Source organism: Leptothoe kymatousa TAU-MAC 1615 (assembly GCF_018739865.1).
In the GTDB taxonomy this organism is placed as follows: Bacteria; Cyanobacteriota; Cyanobacteriia; order Phormidesmidales; family Phormidesmidaceae; genus Leptothoe; species Leptothoe kymatousa.
In genome coordinates this window covers 142,114-164,275 of the sequence record NZ_JADOER010000009.1, presented here as the reverse complement: position 1 = coordinate 164,275, position 22,162 = coordinate 142,114, and the positions used below count along the sequence as shown (strand labels likewise).

The 22,162-nt window shown below is 50.7% G+C and carries 16 protein-coding genes; 7 read left to right on the top strand and 9 right to left on the bottom strand.

Annotated elements, in window-relative coordinates:
- Positions 1–47: 47 nt before the first annotated feature.
- Both IXB28_RS10560 and IXB28_RS10555 read right to left on the bottom strand, forming a co-directional pair.
- A complete protein-coding gene (locus tag IXB28_RS10560) occupies positions 48–1,058 on the bottom strand; it encodes an ArsJ-associated glyceraldehyde-3-phosphate dehydrogenase (protein WP_215618545.1) in 1,011 nt (336 codons plus the stop codon).
- A gap of 171 nt (positions 1,059–1,229) precedes the next feature.
- Positions 1,230–1,544 (bottom strand): ArsR/SmtB family transcription factor, encoded by a 315-nt coding sequence (locus IXB28_RS10555; RefSeq protein ID WP_215618544.1) that lies wholly within the window; start codon positions 1,542–1,544, stop codon positions 1,230–1,232.
- A gap of 209 nt (positions 1,545–1,753) precedes the next feature.
- Here IXB28_RS10555 and arsC point away from each other — a divergent pair, with 209 nt between their 5' ends.
- The 3 genes from arsC to IXB28_RS10540 all read left to right on the top strand — a co-directional run bounded on the left by arsC (position 1,754) and on the right by IXB28_RS10540 (position 6,174).
- The gene (gene arsC / locus IXB28_RS10550) at positions 1,754–2,146 is read left to right on the top strand and encodes an arsenate reductase, glutathione/glutaredoxin type (protein ID WP_215618543.1); all 393 of its coding nucleotides are present in this window, start codon (positions 1,754–1,756) and stop codon (positions 2,144–2,146) included.
- 394 nt (positions 2,147–2,540) lie between these two features.
- Positions 2,541–5,528 (top strand): two-partner secretion domain-containing protein, encoded by a 2,988-nt coding sequence (locus IXB28_RS10545; RefSeq protein ID WP_215618542.1) that lies wholly within the window; start codon positions 2,541–2,543, stop codon positions 5,526–5,528.
- Positions 5,529–5,790: 262 nt separating this feature from the next.
- Positions 5,791–6,174: a hypothetical protein gene (locus IXB28_RS10540; protein WP_215618541.1), complete on the top strand. Its 384-nt coding sequence runs from the start codon at positions 5,791–5,793 to the stop codon at positions 6,172–6,174.
- A 230-nt stretch (positions 6,175–6,404) separates the two neighbouring features.
- Here the strand turns inward: IXB28_RS10540 and IXB28_RS10535 are convergent, their stop codons facing one another.
- From IXB28_RS10535 to IXB28_RS10525, 3 genes are all read right to left on the bottom strand, one after another.
- Positions 6,405–6,680 (bottom strand): ArsR/SmtB family transcription factor, encoded by a 276-nt coding sequence (locus IXB28_RS10535; RefSeq protein ID WP_215618540.1) that lies wholly within the window; start codon positions 6,678–6,680, stop codon positions 6,405–6,407.
- Between the two features lie 397 nt (positions 6,681–7,077).
- Complete coding sequence (locus IXB28_RS10530) at positions 7,078–7,803, bottom strand: 16S rRNA (uracil(1498)-N(3))-methyltransferase (RefSeq protein WP_215618539.1); 726 nt, start codon at positions 7,801–7,803, stop codon at positions 7,078–7,080.
- Between the two features lie 54 nt (positions 7,804–7,857).
- The gene (locus IXB28_RS10525; protein ID WP_215618538.1) at positions 7,858–8,949 is read right to left on the bottom strand and encodes a PstS family phosphate ABC transporter substrate-binding protein; all 1,092 of its coding nucleotides are present in this window, start codon (positions 8,947–8,949) and stop codon (positions 7,858–7,860) included.
- Between the two features lie 995 nt (positions 8,950–9,944).
- Between IXB28_RS10525 and IXB28_RS10520 the strand changes: the two genes are divergently transcribed.
- From IXB28_RS10520 to IXB28_RS10510, 3 genes are read left to right on the top strand one after another with little or no spacing between them, the layout of a single operon-like run.
- Entirely contained in the window at positions 9,945–10,667 is a 723-nt protein-coding gene (locus IXB28_RS10520; protein ID WP_215618537.1) for a peptidylprolyl isomerase, read from the top strand.
- 42 nt (positions 10,668–10,709) lie between these two features.
- On the top strand, positions 10,710–13,697 hold the full coding sequence (locus IXB28_RS10515) for a peptidase domain-containing ABC transporter (protein WP_215618536.1): 2,988 nt from the start codon (positions 10,710–10,712) through the stop codon (positions 13,695–13,697).
- 2 nt (positions 13,698–13,699) lie between these two features.
- A complete protein-coding gene (locus tag IXB28_RS10510) occupies positions 13,700–15,262 on the top strand; it encodes an HlyD family efflux transporter periplasmic adaptor subunit (RefSeq protein ID WP_215618535.1) in 1,563 nt (520 codons plus the stop codon).
- A gap of 332 nt (positions 15,263–15,594) precedes the next feature.
- On the opposite strand, the gene clpB is transcribed toward IXB28_RS10510, so the two are convergent.
- The gene (gene clpB / locus IXB28_RS10505) at positions 15,595–18,231 is read right to left on the bottom strand and encodes an ATP-dependent chaperone ClpB (RefSeq protein ID WP_215618534.1); all 2,637 of its coding nucleotides are present in this window, start codon (positions 18,229–18,231) and stop codon (positions 15,595–15,597) included.
- A 154-nt stretch (positions 18,232–18,385) separates the two neighbouring features.
- Positions 18,386–18,811, bottom strand: a complete 426-nt coding sequence (gene gloA / locus IXB28_RS10500; RefSeq protein ID WP_215618533.1) for a lactoylglutathione lyase — start codon at positions 18,809–18,811, stop codon at positions 18,386–18,388.
- Between the two features lie 356 nt (positions 18,812–19,167).
- On the opposite strand from gloA, the gene eno reads away from it, so the two are divergent.
- Complete coding sequence (eno, locus tag IXB28_RS10495) at positions 19,168–20,460, top strand: phosphopyruvate hydratase (protein WP_215618532.1); 1,293 nt, start codon at positions 19,168–19,170, stop codon at positions 20,458–20,460.
- A gap of 301 nt (positions 20,461–20,761) precedes the next feature.
- Here the strand turns inward: eno and IXB28_RS10490 are convergent, their stop codons facing one another.
- Both IXB28_RS10490 and IXB28_RS10485 read right to left on the bottom strand, forming a co-directional pair.
- Positions 20,762–21,436: an ExbD/TolR family protein gene (locus IXB28_RS10490; protein WP_215618531.1), complete on the bottom strand. Its 675-nt coding sequence runs from the start codon at positions 21,434–21,436 to the stop codon at positions 20,762–20,764.
- Between the two features lie 12 nt (positions 21,437–21,448).
- Entirely contained in the window at positions 21,449–22,114 is a 666-nt protein-coding gene (locus IXB28_RS10485) for a MotA/TolQ/ExbB proton channel family protein (protein ID WP_215618530.1), read from the bottom strand.
- Positions 22,115–22,162 lie beyond the last annotated feature (48 nt).

Genomic DNA, 22,162 nt, shown 5'->3' with positions numbered 1-22,162 from the left:
TTAGGAAGTCGCTTTTTTCCAACTTCCTAATTCCTAATTCCGACTTCTTAATTCCCCCCTTGGGCCACCTTGCGGGCCAGCTCGGCCATGCGGCAGGAATAGCCCCATTCGTTGTCATACCAGGCCAATACTTTTACCTGGGTGCCATCGTTCACCATGGTGGATGGCGCATCAATAGTGGAAGACCGGGGGTCGTCTTTGTAGTCGATGGACACTAAAGGTCGCTCTTCGTAGCCCAAAATGCCTGATAACTCACCCTCAGACGCTGTCTTAAATAGCTCGTTTACCTCAGCTTTGGTGGTGGGGCGCTCCACCTCAAAGACACAGTCCGTTAGGGAGGCGTTCAACAGCGGCACCCGCACCGCCAACCCGTTGAGCTTACCTTCGAGTTCGGGATAGATCATGCTGATGGCCGTTGCCGAGCCCGTGGTGGTGGGAATCAACGACATGCCCGTGGCCCGTGCCCGGCGTAGATCTTTGTGGGGGGTATCCACAATGGTTTGGGTGTTGGTTTGGTCGTGGATGGTGGTAATCACCCCGTGCCTAATGCCTAGACCTTCTTGCATTACTTTGACCACCGGCGCTAGGCAGTTGGTGGTGCAGGAAGCCGCCGTGAGCAAATGGTGCTCATCGGGCTTATAAAGGTGGTCGTTAATGCCATAAACGATGTTTAGCGCTCCCTGCTTTACCGGCGCGGCCACAATCACCTTTTTCACCCCCCGCTGAAAATAGGGATCCAGCAGTTCGGGGGTCCGAAACTGGCCAGAACATTCCAGCACCATATCCACCCCCAAGTCTTCCCACGGCACGTCACCGGGGCTGGCATATGCGCTAAAGCTAACGGGCTTGCCGTCTATCAATAGTTCGTCTGCCGTGGTGGCTTCCACCTCTGGCCGCCAGCGCCCATGGACCGAATCAAACTTCAGCAGGTGGGCGGCGGCCACACTGCCCCCTTTAATTTCGTTGATGTGGACAAACTCTAGGTCTGGCCAGCCCCAGCTAGCCCTTAGCACCAGGCGTCCAATTCTACCGAAGCCGTTAATCGCAACTTTCGCCATAGAAATCCCAAGGGGAATGTACCGACAGTTTTATTATTTCAATTCAGCTTGAACTGTCAAGTCGTGTAGACGACGTTTGGCGAAAACGTTTCAAAATTATTTCAAGTATGGGCGTCGGACAGTGTGGGGCCCACCACAGCCCCATCAATTACGAAAAAGGAGCCAGGGCTATTAGTCTGGGCAGTTACGGGCGGGTAAAACTGGGCTGTTGCGGCGAAATTCTGAGAAATATTGCTCTAGCACAAGGAACTGTTGCAGGTTCAGACGATAGTAAATCCAGCGGCCTTCCTGCCGACCCTGGACAATGCCTGCTTCTTTTAGGGTTTTTAGATGAAAGGACAGCTTCGATGCGCTGATGCCCAAATGCTGTGCGATGTCACAGGCGCAGAGTTCCTGGTCGCGCAATAGCTCCACCACCTGCACGCGGTAGGGGTCAGCAAATGCCTGGAAGAGTGACAGTACAGGACTCTGGGTGGTCGTTGTCATGGCGCTAGTTTGAATCTATTTGAAATGATAGCGGTTCCCTTGGGTAAGCGGGGAAAAATGGCGTACTTGCTGATGATATGGATGGATCTTGCTGGATTGCTATATCATTCCAAGTTCCACGCTAATCTTCCCCTCAGACTCTTCTCAGGGGAGGCTGGCAGGATGTATTCATCGAGTTAGATGGATGAACGATTTCAATGGAGACGCCTATGAAGTGTGTCATGTTTGTGTGTAAGAAAAATTCGTCTCGTTCTCAGATGGCGGAAGGCTTTGCAAGAATTTTAGGGGCTGGCAAAATTAAGGTGACTAGCTCTGGTTTGGAAGCTAGCCAGGTGCGTCCAGAAGCGATCGCAACCATGAAGGACATTGCCATTGACATCACCCACCAAACCTCCAATGCCCTCAGCGAATTTAAGCCAGAAGACTTTGATGTGGTCATCTCTATGTGCGGCTGCGGTGTGAGCCTCCCCCCCGAGTGGTTAGAGCGGGACTATTTTGACGATTGGCAGCTAGACGATCCCGCCGAGCAACCCGAGATTTTTCCCCGAGTGCGCGATGAAGTCAAAGAGCGGGTCGAGGCCCTGATCGAAACAGTGGTTTAGGGCGAGATGCCGCAACGCTAATTTTCTAGCCCAAACCCCAGCTAGTGGTCTGTCCAGCGTAAGATTTAGGATAAGGTCAGTAAAAAGTAAAGGGTAAACGAGATGAAGCGTGACTCTTTACCCTTTACTCTTCATCAAGGCAGAATCCCAATTTTTAGCGTTGACGCTGCACTAGCCGTATAGTGAAGTGAGTCTGCATTTATGGGGTATTCCCATAGGGCTCTGGCCATGTCCCGGTTATTATCTGCTTTGAGAGAACGTTAGCTTGTTCTGAAAAATCTGGGCTAAAGCAGCCAAATGATAGGATTCAAGAACCTTCTGGCATTTACCAACTGACCGACGGTCGGTGGGTTATGGGTCAGGAATGTTCTTGATGTCACTGCATTTGCCCCCAATGAAAAAATGTTATACCTCTTTGCTATGGCTAAGTTTGGCCTTGGCACTATTGCCAGCCGCAATTTTTTTTCGAAATAGTTCTGTCGCTGCGGCCCCCATTCCAGATACCACAGTGGGTACCCAAGTCAACTCTGCCATACCTAACCTGTTCCTAATAGACGGTGGCACCACGGCGGGGCAAAATCTATTCCATAGTTTTGAGTCCTTTAACATTGACCCTAGCGAAACCGTCTTTTTTATTAGCGTCCCCGACATTGCTAATATCTTTAGCCGCGTAACCGGGGGCAGCCCGTCCGAAATTAATGGCTTATTGGGCACGTTTGGTTCAGATGCCGATTTATTTTTGCTCAACCCCAGCGGCATAGTGTTTGGCCCTAGGGCCAGCCTCAATTTGCAAGGTTCGTTTATTGCCACCACGGCAGACGCGGTTGAATTTGGAGATGGTGGCACCTTCAGCGCCCTTATCCCAGGTTCAGAGCAGCTGCTGACGGTTAATCCATCGGCTTTTTTGTTTAGGGGCACCCAGCCAACCGGGGACATTGTTAATCGGGCCCGTACCCTAGCGCCCCTAGGCAGCCCTAACTCGGGGCTGCAGGTGCCAGCCGGTGAATCTCTTGTTTTGCTTGGGGGGAATGTTCTCTTTGAGGATGCGCAGTTAACCGTATTTGGGACCCGCACAGAAATTGGCGCGATCGCAACCAGTGGCCAAGTCGGTTTCTCCCCCGACACCTATGCCCTGGCGATACCTTCTACCGTAGATAAAGCAGATATTGACCTGAATAATAGTGCGATCGCGAGTATCACAACAACCGGCAATGAAAACTTTGCCATATATGCCGACAACCTAACGCTGTCTAATGCATCCATTGCCTCTGCTATTGTTACTGCGCTGGTGGCCACGACAAGTGAACAAGTAGGAGACATTAACATCACAACAAACGACCTTGTCCTATTGGGGACGAGTCAGCTGGGCTCCATTGTCTTTGGCCAAGGTAATGCTGGCGATATTCTCATCGATTCTAGAAACACCGTGGTGCTAGATGGCCTTAGCGATAGCCCCGGTGCCCCTTCTCTGATCAATACAATTAGCCCCGGTGCCATTGGCAATAGCGGCAACATTACGATTTCAACCGGTACCCTGCAAGTAGTTAATGGCGCATCGATTGTGTCGAGTAATGCCGGTACAGGGAATACAGGCGATATCAATATCAATGCAACTGAAAAAGTAACCATAGGTGGGACGAAAACGGATGAAACACTAAGCTTGTTAATTAGTGCTGTTCAAGCAACAGGCGTGGGTAATAGCGGCAATATCACCATCGCTGGTGGCGCTTTAGAACTAGTTAATGGCGCTAACCTAGGGGCTACATCATTTGGGGTAGGCGATGCTGGTAACTTAATTCTCAACATCCGAGATGACGTCGTGATCGATGGTAAGAGCGATCAACGTGCAGTGATCTTAACCTCATCGTTCTCAGAAGCTGGGGGCGACAGCGGCAATATTGAAATTAATGCTGGCAATCTCAATCTGTTGGGTAAAACAGCATCTATATCTTCGGGGGCATTGGCAACAGGAGACGCCGGGGATATTATCCTAAACATTGAAGGTAATATTTCAGTGGATGGCATCGATAACCCCAATGGGATCATTAGTGCAGTGGGTCCAGAGGCCATTGGCACCGGGGGCAATATTACTGTTGTTGCTAATTCTCTTTCCCTGCGCAATGGTGGAGGTATTGGCGCTGGCACGTTGGGCCTAGGCAATGCCGGGGATGTTTCAATTAATGCCCAAGAGAGTGTTGTGCTGGACGGCGGCACCGACGACGCTGTTTTTGAGTTCCAGGGGAATGTCTTCTTTGATGGCACAGACATTGCTAGTTCTGGTTCGAGTTCCATCACTAGTTCCGTGGGCATGGACGCCACGGGCAATGGTGGTGAGGTAAAAGTTGTCACGAACAGTCTGACCGTCACCAATGGAGCGCAATTAGCCACTAGTACCTTTGGCCAGGGAAATGCGGGTAATATTCGCCTCGAGATACAAGATCAGGCAATTTTTGATGGCACCAGTGCAGACCAAACAGAGCCCAGTGCCGTTTTCAGCACGGTCAGGGAAAATGCCATCGGTGATGGCGGTGATATTGAAGTTATGGCCAATACATTGACCATTTCCAATGGTGCCGAATTAAATACGGGTACCGCTGGTGCGGGCGATGCGGGCGATATTCGCATTAGGGCCGCAGAACAGGTGCGCCTCGACAATGGAGAACTCTCAGTTATTTCTCGGTCTAACAACCAGGCCGGCAACATAGATGTCATCACCAACCGTTTAGAACTGGTCAATGCCAGCCTGATCAATGCGGAGTCCGATGCCGTAGATGGCGGCAATATCTCCCTTACCCTAGACGACATTTTGTTGCTCCGCACCAACAGTCAGATTACGGCTACCGGGGGCACAGCTGCCTCAGGGGGCAATGGCGGGAATATAAACATTGTTGCCCCCCTGATTGTTGCTATTCCCACCGAAGATAGCGACATTACTGCCAATGCCTTTACCGGATCTGGTGGTCAGGTCAATATTACGGCCCAGGGCATCTTTGGCATCGAATCACGACCCCGGCCCACCCCCCTTAGCGATATCACCGCTAGCTCTGAACAAGGAATTAGCGGTGCCGTTAACTTAACCACCCTGGATACGGGCTTTATTCAAAACAACCTGACAGATTTACCCACTCTGTTTGTTAATACCGATACTCTCATCGCCACCTCCTGTGTGGCATCGGCCCAAGCAGACGGTGCTTTAACGTTAACGGGGAGTAGTGATCTGGCTGAAGCTCCAACGGGGCGTTTTGGCAGTGCCTACTCCACCGGTGGGGTGGAGATCATGCCTCCATCGGTTGGATCTCAGTCAAATGATAGTATTCAAGAGCCCGCAGGTATTTTTCAGCTGGCCGATGGTCGTCTGATTATGAGCCAGGAATGTTCCTAATGTGATCCACTGATGCCAATAAAACGTTTTCGCCGCCCCGGAGTCTGTGCTTGAACCTACGGGTATCTATCATACCCATGATGGCCGCTTGGTCATGGGTCAAGACTGTTAGCGTTTTGCGCCACGGTTCGTTTTGAGTGGGCTAGGGGGCCGTTGATTTTGCCATGGCATTTTTGTGTCTGACACAAGACACTAAGGGGCATCCCTTTGGAAAGGTGCCTCGCTTAAGCTATGGCTATCGCTGCAAATGAGCTACAACGGCATGAAACATATTCTTTTAGGCATAGTGGTGGTGATGGGGTGTCTGGCCCCAGCGGAGGCCAGTCCTACGGTGTTGAGCCAGCCGGGGTCGGTTCAGGCCTCCCCCGGCATTGTCAAGTCTTCTCTGTGGGCTGACTATACGCCCCGTCAGCGTGCGATCGCAGTTGCCGTTGCCAAAGTTGCCGATGCCTACTATGCCCAAACGGCTACCCCCCTGCCCGTTACCCCAGAAACCGTGGCCATGGTCCTGCAAGCCATCGAAGCCGAACCCGTTGATGCCGCCTTTATTTATGATCGCATGGCGGCCCATAGTTTCACCAGGGCAGATATCTCCCAGGTTGATGTTCTATTGGACCGTGTTCACCGGCAAATTCAAGCCCCCTAGGGGATTAACCATGGCAAAGATAACAATATTTGCCAAGAACAGACTCTCCACGGTGGTTTAACCCTTAAAAACGTCGAATTTAGTGGAAGCCAGACCTTAAAAAACACGGTGTACTGTCTAAAACAAAACAGTACACCGTGTTTTTTGAGATATTCAAACTGAGCTATTCGTTACCAAAACGACGATTACTGCTTTTGTTTGTTGTCGTCAGCAGCACTCGGTTTAGGCAGCTAATAGCTGGAAAGATAGGTTTCCAATACATTAAGCTGATCGGGATTAATACTATAGTACATCCAGCGTCCTTGCTGTCGCGCTGTGACAAGACCGGCTTGCTTAAGTGTTTTTAGGTGGAAAGACAGTTTTGACTGAGCAATGCTAAGGCGCTCACACATGTCGCCTACACAAAACTCTCCTTCGCGCAAAAGCTCTAAAACTTGAATGCGAATTGGTTCAGATAATGCGTGAAACCCTGAAAATACGTGATCTTTATTGGCTGAACTTTGCATGATGATAGATTAATGAAACACTAAACCCCATATCCAAGGCACATAGGTAGGATGAAACATACTAACCCATGTGATTTGAACTTTTTTTAAATTAACTAAAGTTAAATCAGCTGGCCATCCGAACAAATACGCGAGATTTGTTAACATCAATTGCATTTTTATAAAAATCTTTATTTAGCAGATGCGTTAACAATTTTTCTCTGCTTGCGTTAAGTTCAGATTTCAGTCTTGAAGGTGTGTATTAGTTTTAGCTGGAATCGTGCATAGTAATCGATTAATAAATGCTAAACCCTTGAGCTACATTAAAAGGCTAGTAAAGTCAAACGCACCTTTATAATTCCTTTAATGTAATTAAAGCTGATTTTTCTGGCCATCCGAACAAACACGCGAAGTGGACTTAAATCAACTGTTCTCTGGCTGATGAGACAATCGCCAAAGCTGTTAATGAAGCTGTTGTTGCACGTAATATTCCTGACCCAAGTGAGGTCTGCTGATAGCCATGAGCGATCGCAACCGTAATTTCCCTATTTGTCCAGCCCCCTTCTGGACCAACCACAACGCGAAGCGATTGCTGAGGCGAATCGACCAGAAGCGATTGTACACGTGTTAACAATGTAGGTGCATTGACGCGAGCAACGCAAAAAAAGTTCCCCGAATTGTTAGGAACATTGTTAATCCAATGTTCAAAACTTTCAGGGGCAAAAATTTGAGGCACATGGCCCCGTTCGCATTGCTCAGATGCCTCCTGGGCAATGCGCTGCCAACGCATTATTTTTTTAGGGCTCGGCTTGAGTAGGGTACGGGTGCTGAGAATAGGATAGATTGCCGTCACCCCCAGCTCTGTTGCTTGACGAACAACATCATCAAACCCAGCCTTGGGCAGGGCCGCCACCAGCTCCAGACTTGCAGGTGGTGGCTTTGGGGCCAGGTCAGAGAGAATTTTGGCTTGCCCCGATACCTCCATCAGCTGGCTGCGCCATTGATGGCCTGCCCCATCCTGGGCAATAAACAGATCCCCCGACTTGAGGCGTAACACCCGCTGCAAATAATGGGTTTGTTCGCGGGTTAGTTGTAGGGTGTCTGATGATCCCAGTTGATCTGGGTCAATGGTAATCCGCTGCATCCGTTAGCCTATATCACGTTCTCTCCATGGCTAAAAGTGTAAGCCGGAACAGCCCTAACGGATACCCACAAACCCCGTGTCTTCTATGACGGCTTGTCCCTCAGGAGAAAGCAAAATATCGGCATAGGCTCGTCCAGCGGTTTCGTCAATGGCTCCATCGGCTTTGACAATCACAAATAGGCGTCGAGTTAGGGCATAGTCCCCAGACCGAAATCCTTCTTTATTAACAGTATTCTTTTGATTAAAGCAGTTTTGCCCTGTTCTCCAAATATTGTCGAAAGGATTTACAAAGTTTTCGGGCTGTTCTCGACTAGAAACAGGAATGGCATAGATGGCACATTGGTTCACAATTTCAGGGGCCGAAGCGTAGTAAATGCCCCCTGGATCATTGGCGACTTCCTTGACGCCGGTCGTCGTATCGCCCACAAAGACTACGTTTTCTCCAAAGGCCTCCGCATCCACAATGGATTCTAGAAAATATTCAGATGTACCCGCCGCCGCCGCCGTCCGGCTATAGGCCGTCAGCGGTATATCAGGGCCTCCCAGCTCCGACCAGTTGCCAATTTCGCCTCTGTAAATTGCCTGGATTTGCTCAATACTCAAACCGTCCATTCCCAGCTCTGGGTTTACGGCCAGGGCAATGCCATCAATGGCCGCTGGTATTTGTTCCAATGCGAAACCTCGCTGTTGGGCCGCATCATATTCATTGCCCTTGAGGGGCCGGGAGGATTCTGAAAACGACAGCTGACCATCCAACAGCATCTTAATGCCGGTCCCCGAACCCGGGGGATCGCTAGTGGGCAAGGTATATCGCAGTTGAAAGTCCGGAAATGCAGCAGCAATCACTGCATTCGCTGGCTCATGTATCGGTACCCAGGTGGTGCTCCCACCATAGTTGAACAGGCCCTTAGGCACCTCTTGCACGGCCGCTATGGCGTTGCCGTTGTCTTTTGGCGCATCTGCTGGTGCGTTGACCGCACTGTTATTGCGGCTATTATCTTGCGTTGAACTCGAATTTTTATTGGATTGTAAGGCTGGTTCTGACCCACCGCTTGCTAAGAATGTGATAAATCCAAAAACGCTAGCAATGAGCCCTAACCCGACCAGAGTAATAATCAGAGGAACGCTACTTGAAGACTTTTGCATAACATTATTTAAGGACTGATTCGTCCTAATTAGATGAAAGGCTGGTTAAAACCCGATTAAGTACAACTAAATCTAGATAACTCTGAAAAGAGGGGTAGCCTGCCCCCAGGTATGACCAGTTCTAATGAACAATCGAGGGCCTGTAATAGCGCACATTTTTTCAGAGTATTCCCAGTGCCGTTATAAAAATTCACTGTCGGTCAGCCTTATTTATGCAGCAGGTTTATTCCTTGCTTGGCGGATTCAGATTGCAGGGCAATATTTTGTAAACGTTAGATTAATTTCGGCCATAGAAACTTCAAAGCCGCATCATAGTGAGCGTTTCTAGGCCTGGGTTCAGATGTACGGAAAAACAACCTGCAGGGCAATATTTTGTAAACGTTAGATTAATTTCGGCCATAGAAACTTCAAAGCCGCATCACAGTGAGCGTTTCTAGGCCTGGATTCAGATGTACGGAGAAACAACCTGCAGGGCAATATTTTGTAAACGTTAGATTAATTTCGGCCATAGAAACTTCAAGGCCGCATCACAGTGAGCGTTTCTAGGCCTGGGTTCAGATGTACGGAAAAACAACCGGACTCTCAACCTAGTTTGTGAAGAATTAGTTAACTTTGGTCGCCATGTTCATTGCATGGTGGGAATTGCCCCTGGGAGGTTGGCGTATGTGCAGTTTTAAGACGACAGGCTGGCTCCGTCGGTTGGCGATGACCATAGGGAAAAGTTAGGAGATAGGTGTAGGAAAATGTAGAGAAGTAAGAAAATGTATGGCAATCAAGGAAAACAGGTGGATTGAGCCTCTGTTTCGAAGATCAATCTGTATGATTATTCAAGGGTTATAGAAAAAAGACCATATGAACTTTTCGTTGAAATATGGGTTTTTCTAAGTAAGTCCAGGGCAGGCTTAATTAGGTTTTTAGTTGCCCAAATTTGCCCAAATTGTATTCTAGATATTATTTTTATACCTTTAAATGCTTATTCCATCAGGGTTTGAGATATGGCAGCTGTCTTAAAAATTGGCGATTCAGAGCTAGATATTCGGATGCTACTGGATCAGTTACAACAGCATCAGCTTTTGCCCCGGTTGGTGCAAGAAGTCGTTTTGGATAATGCCATTGATTCGGTGGCCTGTGATCCTGAAGAGGCCTATCAAACCTTTTGTCGCCAGCGCAATTTGGTGACCGAAGAGCAGCAACAGGCATGGCAAACGCAGAATAAGTTCACCCAAGAGCAAATGTATATGACTGCTCTGCGGCAGGCCAAAATTGCCAAGTTTAAGGAAGACACTTGGGGTAACCAGGTGGAATCCTATTTTTTGGAGCGTAAGGTTAAGCTGGACCGAGTGCTCTACTCCCTGATTAGGACTAAAGACCCAAGTTTGGCCCAGGAACTTTACTTCCGATTAAATGATGATGGAGAATCTTTTACAGATCTGGCACGCCACTATTCCGAAGGCCAAGAAGCTCAAACCGGTGGCTTAATTGGCCCGGTGGAGTTAAGTGTTCCCCACCCGATGATTGGACGGATGCTTTCAGTCAGTCAGCCGGGGCAGTTGTGGTCCCCCACTCCCATTGGCGAATGGTACGTGATTACGCGGCTGGAAAAGTTTGTGCCGGCACAGTTTGACGAGACCATGCGTCAGCGGTTGATCGATGAAATGTTTACGACATGGCTTCGAGAAACAACGCAGGTTACTGCTGTGCAGCCCCTTTTGCCCTGAGACATCAGCTGTTTATGCGTGACCCGTTCACGCTCATAGTTTATGACTTATACGTTAAATCCTATACATCAATATTTACGGGATGTAGCCCCCTTCCAAAATCTACCGCCGGATGTGCTGCAGACATTGGCTGAACAAAGTCAAATGCTGCGCTATCGCATGGGACAGCCGATCCTTCGGCGTGAAACGATGCCCCACCAGGTGGTGTTAATTCGCGAGGGCCAAGCTCGCTTATTGGGATACGATCCCTACACTAAAAGTCCTATTACTCTAAAGCTGCTGGGCCCCGGCGATATTTTGGGACTGGCGAGCCCCGCTCGAGGGGTGCCCTGCGAAAGCGCGATCGCATCCACCGAGATCGTTGCAGTGGCCATTCCGGTTATGGCCATCAGTCAGCTCATCAATGCCCATGCCCAATTTGCCGCCACTGTTCAGAGCCAATGCTACCTAGCCGAGCTATTTGAGCTGCTCAGTAGCTACTTTGAAAAACAGGCCCACAATGTGGGGAACATCGCCGAGCTGACCGAAGAAGTTTTGGGCTCCGGCGTGGTTGTCAAAGAAGTGCCCACGGGCCAGCTCAAGTACAGCGACCTGGATAATCAAAAGCTGTGGTTTATCAGTCGCGGTCGCGTAGCCTTTCACGAACAAGGGGCGCAGCTCAGTCCTTCCATGGCTTCGACCGAGGTGTTGGGGCAAGAAGGGGCGCGTTTAGTTGGGATTCCATCCCAGGCGCTGATGCAGCGGGTGGAAAAACAAGCCACCCAAGTGCTAGATGGCGACCCCTGGGGCGATACCAAACAGCCGGAAGATGTCCCCGAGATTCCCATTGCTCCAGATATTCCCCGGGGCATGGATTTAGATACGGGGGCAGAACCTAGCAACCAGCCCTATCCCCACATTCGTGCCCGGGGAGATCTAGACTCCTTGGTGGCCTGTTTCGAAATGCTGGCCAAGCATTTTGGCATGCCCTTCAAGCGAGATGTGGTGCGTAAAGTTCTGAAAAATCAGAGGGAACGCCTGGGGCAGGTCTCTTTGCCATCCTGTGGGGCCGTGGCCGATATGCTTGGGCTGAAGCCTCAGCTAGCCAAGGTGCCGGCTAGCGCCATTGGTCGGTTACCCAAAGTGGCTCTGATTAAATGGCGGGATAGTTACGCCCTGTTGTACGAAACCAGCCCTAAACAGTACGTCATTGGTAGTCCCCAAGACAAAGAGCTGGTGCGTCATTCGCCCCAGGCCTTTGCCGAAATCTGGGGGGACGAAGGCGAAGTCCTATTGCTGGAAACGACCAACCAAACACCCCAGCAACGGTTTGGTCTGTCGTGGTTTGTGCCATCCCTCCAGAAATATAAATGGATTTTAGTCGAGGTCTTGGTTGCCTCGTTCTTCTACCAAATCTTTAGCTTGGCCAATCCGTTGATGATTCAGGTGATCATCGACCGGGTAATTGTGCAGCAGAGTGTGGATACGCTCCATGTGCTGGGCATTTTCCTCGTGATTGTGGCCATCTTTGAGGCCATTCTGGGCAGTTTGCGTACCTATCTATTTGTCGATACCACGAATCGGATCGACATGGCCCTGGCCTCCCAAACCATTGACCACCTGCTGCGGTTACCGCTGAAATACTTCGACCGGCGACCGGTGGGTGAACTGTCTAGCCGAGTGAACGAGCTGGAGAATATTCGTCAGTTTTTAACCGGTACCGCGTTGACGGTGGTGTTAGACGCAGTCTTTTCAGTGGTCTACATCATTGTGATGCTGATCTATAGCGTCAAGCTAACGGCGGTATCCCTGTCGACGATTCCTCTGTTTTTGGGACTAACGTTTTTCGTCTCGCCCATTGTCCGTCGCCAGCTGCGGGCCAAAGCGGAGCAAAATGCGAAAACCCAGTCATTCCTGGTGGAAGCCCTATCGGGTATTCAGACCGTTAAAGCCCAAAATATTGAGCTGAACACCCGCTGGAAATGGCAGGACCGCTACAGTCGCTACGTTAGCGATGGCTTTAAGACGGTACTCACCTCTACCACCGCTAGTTCTGCTAGTAACTTCCTCAATAAGCTATCGGGGTTACTGGTGCTTTGGTTTGGTGCCTACTTGGTATTAGCCGGGGAACTGACCCTGGGTGAATTAATCGCCTTCCGGATTATTGCTGGCTATGTGACCCAGCCCCTGCTGCGCCTGACTCAGCTGTGGCAAAACTTCCAGGAAACCGCCCTATCCCTAGAGCGTCTGAGCGACATCATCGACCATCCCCAGGAGCAAGAAGAAGAGCAGCGTAGCCAGATTCCCATGCCGGATATCAAAGGCCATGTGCGCTATGAAAACCTGTCCTTCCGATTCGGCGCGTCCGGGCCATTGCAGCTGTCGAATATCAACGCTGAATTTCAGCCAGGGCAGTTCATCGGCCTCGTGGGTCTGAGTGGTTCGGGTAAGAGTACCATGATGAAACTGCTGCCCAGACTGTATGAGCCCAACTCTGGCCGCATCTTGATTGACAATTACGATATCAACAAGGTAGAGCTATATTCGTTGCGCCGTCAGGTGGGTATTGTGCCCCAGGATAGTCTGCTGTTTGAAGGGTCAATTCAGGAAAATATTTCCTTGACTAACCCCGAAGCGACGACGGAAGAAGTGATTCAGGCGGCCAAGATTGCCTGCTGTCATGACTTTATTATGGAGATGCCGGTGGGCTACAACACTCGCGTTGGCGAGCGGGGGTCATCCCTATCGGGGGGACAGCGTCAAAGGATTGCGATCGCCCGCACAATTATTCAAAATCCCCGTCTACTAATCTTGGACGAGGCCACCAGTGCCCTCGACTACGACACCGAAGCCCAGGTATCCATCAACCTGAAAAAGTGGGCTAAGGGCCGCACCGTCTTCTTCATTACCCACCGACTAGGTGCGCTCCGCTCGGCTGACAATATCCTAGTTATGGACCAAGGGTCTATCGTTGAAGATGGTACCAACGAAGAACTGCTAGCGCTTAAGGGTCGCTACTACTGTCTATATCAGCAACAAGGGAACGGTTAGCCATGACATCTCAACAAGTACAAAACGGTGGTGTCCCAAATAATGCGCCAGGTCAGGCTAGTTCCTTTGATCAGCCTGTCATTCTTCGCCAGTCACCGCTGTGGTCCCGGGCCATTGTGTGGGCCATTCTTAGCGTCACCAGTATCAGTATCCTATGGGCCTTTCTGGCCCAGGTCGAAGAAACCATTCCAGCCCAAGGCAAATTGGAGCCGGTTGGTGTAGTACAGCCCGTACAAACCCCGAGCGGCGGTGTGATCGAAAAAATCCACGTCCGCGAAGGAGACCTGGTCGAAAAGGGGGATGTGCTCATCACCTTCAACCAGGAAGCCGCCAGAACTGAATTAGCGTCTCTCAAAAATATTCGCAACCAGCTCAATACTCAAAGCGAGTTTTACCGCGCCCAGGGCAACGGGGGCAGGGGCTCCGGCACCATTGATTTAGAACAGCGCCTACGGGAAAAAAATGAACTGCTGGCCAGTAATCGCATCTATCAAGCGCAGATAGATGGCAATACAGCCGGTCTCTCAGATACTGAAGCCGCTGAAGCCAGCAGTCCCCGCCAAGAATTTTTGACCCGACAGGCCCAAAACAAAAATCAAATCAAAGATTTGGAAGGACGTTTGGAGCAAGCCCGTCTAGATTTAGAGAATGCTCGGGCTAACTTGACCAATGCCCAAAATGATTTGAGCACCAACGAAGAGATTCTTGAGCGCTTGGAATGGCTTGAGTCTAAGGGGGCGGTTGCTGAACTTAGCCGACTGCAACAAGCCCAGGAAGTTAGTGCCCGCGTTGCCCGCCTGGATGACGCTAAGACACGTATCGATAACCTTGAGGAAGAAAGTCGTCGCCTTGAGGCGCAGATGAGCCAGGCCAAACAGGAAATGGCTCGATCTGAGGCTGAATTTAAGAGTGCGCGTGAAAGTCAGATGCGTAACAATCGTGAGCGCATTTCGACCATTGACAGTAACTTGGGGCAAACGGTTTTGCAAAACGAAACCCAGGGCCTGGAAATTGATAGTCGTATTGCCCAACTCGAAGAGCAGCTTCAGTTTCGGGAGCTAAAGGCCCCCGTAAGCGGTGCCGTATTTAATATGAAGGCTAACCAGCCAGGTTATGCGGCTAATTCCACCGAGCCAATTTTAGAAATTGTTCCCCAGGAAAATCTCATCGCCCGCGTCTTTATTCCCAACAAAGACATTGGCTTTGTGCAGCTAAATGACGATTGTCGGGCTGCGGTACGGGCTGATGATCAAGCTGGCATCGCAGACAGTTGCAAACAGGTGGATGTGCGGATTGATGCCTTTACCTACAGCGAATATGGCGACGTTGACGGGCACCTAGTGCGCATTGGTGACGATGCCCTCCCCCCCGATGAAATCTTTCCGTTTTATCGGTTCCCTGCTGAGATTCAGTTACAATCTCAGGTTTTAGAATCTCGTGGTGAAACTTACACCTTGAGGTCTGGTATGTCGCTGAATGCCAATATCAAAACCGAAAAACGTACGGTTATTTCCTTCTTCACCGATCTCTTTGTGCGCAAGAAAGACAATTTCTTCTCCAAGTAAAGACGAAACGTAAAGACGAAGAAAATACTCTAATCGGTTAACACCCTAACCATCACCCATATCCCCTTCTATTTGCCAAAGTACAAAAATAGAAGGGGATATCTGTGTTTCCCCTAGGCTTGGGACACGGTAGGGGACTTTGCTATCCAAGGCATACTTCAGACAACTTATCCCATTGCACAAAACCATGGAATTTGACTTTTCCCATTATCGGAGATTGCTGCAGCGCCACCATTGGGCATCGGTGGTGATGGACGGGGATAGCCCGCGTTCGCCGGTCATCAGAGTCAAATAGGTCAGGAGTGAAGCCCGTAGAGGTATGAATAATCTGCCTATGCGGCCTTATCATCTATGGCTTCCGCTGCTTTGACCTGAAACTTGAGACGATCTTCGATGTAGTCAATCACTACCTGGCTACCTTCCACAAAGGTATTTTCTAAAATTTTGGTCGCAATGGGGTTTTCCAATTCTCGTTGGATTGCCCGCTTTAACGGTCGTGCCCCGTACACCGGGTCGTAGCCCTTGTCCGCCACATAGTCGATGGCAGATTCTGACACATGTAGGGTAATCTTTTGGTCTGCCAGCAGCTTATACAACCGCTTCAGCTGAATCGTGACGATGGAGCGGAGTTCATCCTTCGTTAAGGGGTGGAAGATAATCAAATCATCCACTCGATTGAGAAACTCTGGACGAAAATGTCCCCGCAGGGCGCCCAATACCCGTTCCTGCATCTCATTAAATTGGGACTCATCACCAGCCACATCCAGAATATGATCGCTGCCGATGTTGCTGGTCATCACAATGACGGTGTTGCGGAAATCCACCGTTCGCCCTTGGGAGTCGGTGATGCGACCGTCGTCCAAGACCTGCAGCAAGATATTAAATACATCTGGGTGGGCTTTTTCCACCTCATCCAGCAGTACGACAGAATAGGGATGGCGACGCACGGCCTCTGATAGCTGCCCCCCTTCTTCGTAGCCCACATATCCAGGGGGGGCACCAATCAAACGGGCAACGGAATGTTTTTCCATGTACTCTGACATGTCCATCCGCACTAGGGCTTCTTCTGTGTCGAACAGACAGTCGGCTAGGGCACGGGCGAGTTCAGTTTTACCCACCCCGGTTGGTCCCATAAACAAAAACGAACCGATGGGCCTGCCGGGATCTTTCATGCCAGCTCGGGCTCGACGAATAGCTGCGGATACGGCAGTCACGGCTTCGCTTTGGCCGACCACCCGCTGGTGCAAATAGCCCTCTAGTTGCAACAACTTTTGCCGCTCGGTTTCCATTAATCGATTCACTGGAATGCCGGTCCAGTTGGCAACAATCTCGGCAATGTCGGCTTCGCTTACCTGTTCGCGCAACAGGGTAGAGCCCTTGTTCTGCATCTCTTGCAGCTGGCCGTCTAAAATCTCTAATTCTTGTTGTACGGCTTCTAACCGTCCATATTTAATCTGGGCAGCTCGGTTGAGGTCATAGGCCCGTTCTGCTTGTTCCACTTGGACCCGGAGCTGATCTTCTTCTTGCTTGAGGGCGGTAATGGCATCGAGTGCCTGTTTCTCTGATTGCCATTGGGCGGTTAGTCGCTGCTGTTTTACCGAGAGTTTTTCAATTTCTTTTTTAATTCGACTGAGGCGCTGTTTTGAGGTGCGAGAGGTGGACTCTTCTCCCTGTAGGGAGAGTTTTTCCATTTCTAGCTGTCGCAGCCGTCGGTCGATGGTTTCTAGCTCCACCGGCTTGGAGGTGATCTCCATTTTGAGTTTGGCGGCGGCTTCATCAATCAGATCGATGGCCTTGTCGGGTAGAAAGCGATCGCTAATGTAGCGGTCTGACAGGGAGGCAGCGGCCACCAGGGCAGAATCGACAATTTTGACCCCGTGGTGGGCCTCGTAGCGTTCCTTGAGACCCCGCAAAATGGAAATGGCATTTTCCACACTGGGCTGACCGATATAGACCTGTTGGAACCGTCGTTCTAGGGCCGCATCTTTTTCGATGTGTTTGCGATATTCATCCACGGTGGTGGCACCGATACACCGCAGTTCGCCCCTGGCTAAAATCGGTTTTAGCAGGTTGCCCGCATCCACATTGCTGTTGCCGCCTCCGGCACCTACGACCGTGTGCAGTTCGTCAATGAACAGCACCACCTGGCCATCGGACTCGGCCACTTCTTTGAGTACCGAGCGCAGCCGCTCCTCAAATTCTCCTCGATACTTGGCGCCGGCAATCAGGCTACCAATGTCTAAGGAAATTAACTGGCGATCTTTTAACGATTCGGGCACATCGCCATTGACGATGCGCTGGGCCAGTCCCTCTGCGATCGCAGTTTTCCCCACCCCCGGTTCACCAATCAGTACCGGATTGTTTTTAGTGCGTCGCGATACCACCTGGATTACCCGACGAATTTCTTCATCGCGGCCAATCACCGGGTCTAGCTTGCCGTGCTTAGCTTCCTCGGTTAGGTCACGGCCATACTTTTCTAAGGCTTCGTAGGCATCTTCCGGGTTTTGTCCTGTGGCCTTTTGCTTGCCGCGCACCTGGTTAATGGCTGTCCGCACATGGGACACATCTAGCTCAAAGCCCTTGAGGATGCGTCTGCCAATGCGTTCATCTTCCGCAAACCCCAGCAGCATGTGCTCCACAGAAATAATGTCATCCTGGAGCAGTTGCCGAGCCGCTTCCACCTGATCCAACATGCGATCTAGACTTTGACCCAGATATAGGCTGCTATCGGCGGAGGCCCGCCCCCGTGGCTGTCGCTGGGCAAAGGTTTCCAGCTCCTGTAATAGCAGTTCGGGCTTCAGGCTGGTTTTATTTAAAATGGTATCCGCTAATCCCTGTTGCTCCAGCAGCGCCACCATCACATGTTCAACCTCAAGATATTGCTGACGAAAACGTCGAGCCACATCTTGGGCCTGAACAATGGCATCCCATGCTTTGGCGGTAAATTTGTCGGGGTTGGATGGCTGCATGGGGTTTGAGTAGTTCTGGCAGGGAAACGATTAACCAGTATATCAATTGGGGGCGTGCCCTCGCGGGGCTCGTGTTTTGAAGTCAGAAATCGGCAATCGGAAGTCAGAAGTCGGACGCTAGTTAAAGTCCTAATTCCGAACTCCTAATTCCAAGCTACGCCGTTGCCACCGACTCCTGGGGTGGGGCTACCGGTTTATCTTTCAATTGAATCAATTCAACCTTGTAGCCATCGGGATCGCCAACAAAGGCAATGACTGTGGTGCCGTGTTTCATTGGACCAGGCTCCCGAATGACTTGGCCACCCCGTGATTTGATGTCTTCGCAGGTTTTGTAAATATCGTCTACGCCGAGGGCAATGTGCCCATACCCTTCACCCAAATCGTAGGACTCCACCCCCCAATTGTGGGTCAGTTCTAGAACAGTGTGGTCGCTTTCATCGCCATACCCCACAAAGGCTAGGGTAAATTTGCCACCGGGGTAATCTTTTTGGCGTAGGAGAGTCATCCCCAATACATCGCAATAGAACTGAAGTGATTTTTCCAAATTGCCCACTCGCAACATTGTGTGCAATAAACGCATCGCAGTTTGCTCCTTTGGTTCAGTTTGAATTAATCCTAACGCTGCTTTTCGGTCCCTGGTGATCTCCTAAAAAATTGCCTTTGTGGCTTCAGGAGATAAAGGGATCTATAAAGTGGAGCGTTTATTTGAATGTGACCCCTAGAATCGTACCGAGGATCAGCAGCGTTGGAAAATTTGTAGGTAGGTTGATGTGCTTTTACTTACATTTTGCTAGGTAACCCTATCGTTGATGCAGGATAGCACCGTATGCTGGTTTATCGTGCAATGGCGTTGGGTTTACCCGGGCGATTGGCACCATGACCAGTGAGTCCTACTGCCTGTTCATTCACAGTTAATCCACAAGGAAATACCGATTAATGATTGACCTACTCGAAACCACAATCGAAGAAATTCGTGCCCGCGAAATTTTGGACTCTCGGGGTCGCCCTACTATTGAAGCCGAGGTGTATTTATCTGTGGGTGCTGTGGGCCTAGCCCAAGTTCCCAGTGGGGCATCGACCGGTACCTTTGAGGCCCATGAACTGCGTGACGGTGATGCTCGCTACGGTGGCAAAGGTGTGCTCAAGGCGGTTGACAATGTGCATGAAAAAATCGCCCGGGAACTGATGGGCTTAGATGCCCTAGATCAGATGGTGATCGATCGCACCATGATTGCCCTAGATGGTTCGGAGAATAAGGCGAACTTGGGGGCGAATGCGATTCTGGCCGTTTCCTTGGCCAATGCTAAGGCGGCGTCCCAGGCCCTGGGGTTACCGCTCTATCGTTATCTTGGTGGGCCCTTGGCCAATGTGCTACCGGTGCCCCTAATGAATGTTATTAACGGTGGTGCCCATGCCAATAACAATGTGGATATTCAGGAATTTATGATTGTGCCCAGTGGTGCCGGCAGCTTTCGAGAAGCGCTGCGCTGGGGGGCTGAGGTCTTTGCTAGCCTGAGCAAAGTATTGGATGAAAAAGGTTTGCTCGGCGGCGTTGGGGATGAAGGTGGTTTTGCCCCTAACTTGGGGTCTAACCAGGAAGCCTTGGAAATTTTGATCGCAGCCATTGAGTCGGCTGGCTACAAGCCTGGTGAACAAATCTCCCTAGCCTTAGATGTGGCGGCCAGTGAATTTTATAAGGATGGTCAGTATATCTTTGATGGCAAGGCCCATTCCCCGGCGGAAACCATTGACTATCTAGCTAAGCTGGCCAGCCAGTATCCCATTGTGTCCATTGAAGATGGTCTCCATGAGGAAGATTGGGATAGTTGGAAGGCGCTGACTGACAAGATTGGAGATCGCACCCAACTCGTGGGCGACGACCTATTTGTCACGAACCCTGTGCGGTTACAAAAAGGGATTGACCAAGGCGCAGGTAATTCCATTTTGATCAAGCTCAACCAGATTGGCTCCCTAACAGAAACCTTGGAAGCCATTGACCTGGCCACCCGCAATAAGCTCACCTCCGTGATTAGTCACCGTTCTGGTGAGACGGAGGACACTACCATCGCCGATTTGGCGGTGGCGACACGGGCCGGGCAGATTAAGACCGGCTCCCTGTGCCGTAGTGAGCGGGTGGCCAAGTACAATCGCCTGCTGCGCATTGAAGATGAGCTCGGTGCCCAGGCGGTTTATGCCGGTGCCATTGGCATGGGACCTGGCCATGGCTAAGGGCTAAAAACTTGCCATTCTTGGCTTTAAAAAAAGCAGGGTGTGATCACAAAGCACCCTGCTTTTTGCTTCTTCGAAAAGAGCTGAATCTATGACTCTAGTGAGATACATAGAGCCCACTAAAATAGCTAGTGATACGAACATTCGTAAAGCCGCGGTTGCCTAGGCCTGCTCGCAATGCTCTTACTTGCTCCGAGGGCTCAAATTCAACCTGATAGTAGGTCCCAGTTATCAGCGGTGCGTCTTGATTGATTAATGGATTTTCCAGGCTTAATGGGTTTAGTTCGTTGAAATTGATCGTTTAGTTGTTTTGAGACCCACTGTCTGTTGGCAAGCTAGGTAAGCCAGATGGGCTTGTTGGCAGTGTGGTGCTGCCCGGCGATAGGGAACTGCCGGGGGTGGTGGGAATTGGCGTAGTCGTGGACGGATTTAGGGGGGATATGGACCCTGGCAAGGGAGACCCGGACCCGGACCCATTGATTAGGTCTTGAATCTCGGCCGGAATATCTCCAGGGTTGGTACTATCGCTGGCAGCGCCAGGGGTTTGACTACCCGCCGGTAGGGTTGCTAGTGCCACCCGGTTGCCACCGACTTTGCGCAAAATATCGAGCACTCGCACTACATCGTCGTAGCGTGCATCTTTGGCGGCGTAGAGCACCACGATCCCCTGGGCATTACCTTTGTAGAAATCATCCACCAATCCCAGCAAATTCTGTTCCAGAATCGGGTCCTGGTCTAGATAGATGCGGCCGATGGGATCCACGCTGACATAAAGGCGATCGCGACCGGTGGTGAGAGCGGCTGGGGGTAGGGCGGCTCCGGTGCTGGCATTGGGTAAGTCCAGGCTAATGGCTTGCTGGCGGCTACCGACGGCGGCCAAAATAAAGAAGGTGAGAATGCAAAAAACGACGTCAACTAGGGGGAGTAGTTCAATGACAATACCGTCGCTTTGTCTTTCATCTATATCGAGTTTCATATTGCTTAGATCCTAGTTGACCGACATACCCAGTTCGCTCGGTTTACCGTTGCTTAAGGACCAAGCCTGACGGTAAAGCAGCTCTAACTCACTACCTGACTGGCGAAAGACTTTTGCCTGACCAAAGACTAAGCCTTGGAACAGTCGATAAAACATCAGACTGACAATGGCGATGATTAATCCGGTGGCAGTGGTGAGAAGGGACTGACCAATACCGGCAGCGGCACCGCTGGTGGCACTACCAATGGCTAAATCATTCAGGTCTAATGAACCAAGGGAGCTCATGAGACCCAGGACAGTGCCCAGTAGGCCCAACATCGGAGAAACGGCAATCACCAGTTCGAGGACTTTGTCACCGCGACGCATGGCGGCGAGTTCTTCGTTGGCGGCGGTTTCTAGGGCTAAGCGAAAGACTTCGGGCTCTTGATCTTTTAGCTTGAGGGCGGCATAGAGAAAACGACCCATGGGTAGTCGGTGAGCCCGCTGGGCAATCTCTGTGGCGGCGGTCCATTCGCGCCGCGCGGCTTCTAATACTCGACCGGCAACTTCTCGCTCACGGGTAATGATGCGAGACCAGAACCAGATGCGTTCCATAATGGTGCCGAGAGCAATCACTGAAAGGACTAGCAGGGGCCACATGGCCACGCCGCCTCTCACAAATAATTCGGTAATGTTCACGCGTTTTCTCCCCTACGCTTCCTCAGACGCATGTTACCCTGCTCGGGT

Coding starts and splice junctions, on each gene's coding strand:
- IXB28_RS10515 (WP_215618536.1), top strand. CDS start 10,710: ATGACTTATACGTTAAATCCTATACATCAATATTTACGGGATGTAGCC.
- IXB28_RS10535 (WP_215618540.1), bottom strand. CDS start 6,680: ATGCAAAGTTCAGCCAATAAAGATCACGTATTTTCAGGGTTTCACGCA.
- gloA (WP_215618533.1), bottom strand. CDS start 18,811: ATGCGTTTATTGCACACAATGTTGCGAGTGGGCAATTTGGAAAAATCA.
- IXB28_RS10555 (WP_215618544.1), bottom strand. CDS start 1,544: ATGACAACGACCACCCAGAGTCCTGTACTGTCACTCTTCCAGGCATTT.
- IXB28_RS10560 (WP_215618545.1), bottom strand. CDS start 1,058: ATGGCGAAAGTTGCGATTAACGGCTTCGGTAGAATTGGACGCCTGGTG.
- IXB28_RS10540 (WP_215618541.1), top strand. CDS start 5,791: ATGAAACATATTCTTTTAGGCATAGTGGTGGTGATGGGGTGTCTGGCC.
- IXB28_RS10520 (WP_215618537.1), top strand. CDS start 9,945: ATGGCAGCTGTCTTAAAAATTGGCGATTCAGAGCTAGATATTCGGATG.
- clpB (WP_215618534.1), bottom strand. CDS start 18,231: ATGCAGCCATCCAACCCCGACAAATTTACCGCCAAAGCATGGGATGCC.
- IXB28_RS10490 (WP_215618531.1), bottom strand. CDS start 21,436: ATGAAACTCGATATAGATGAAAGACAAAGCGACGGTATTGTCATTGAA.
- IXB28_RS10525 (WP_215618538.1), bottom strand. CDS start 8,949: ATGCAAAAGTCTTCAAGTAGCGTTCCTCTGATTATTACTCTGGTCGGG.
- IXB28_RS10510 (WP_215618535.1), top strand. CDS start 13,700: ATGACATCTCAACAAGTACAAAACGGTGGTGTCCCAAATAATGCGCCA.
- arsC (WP_215618543.1), top strand. CDS start 1,754: ATGAAGTGTGTCATGTTTGTGTGTAAGAAAAATTCGTCTCGTTCTCAG.
- eno (WP_215618532.1), top strand. CDS start 19,168: ATGATTGACCTACTCGAAACCACAATCGAAGAAATTCGTGCCCGCGAA.
- IXB28_RS10545 (WP_215618542.1), top strand. CDS start 2,541: ATGAAAAAATGTTATACCTCTTTGCTATGGCTAAGTTTGGCCTTGGCA.
- IXB28_RS10530 (WP_215618539.1), bottom strand. CDS start 7,803: ATGCAGCGGATTACCATTGACCCAGATCAACTGGGATCATCAGACACC.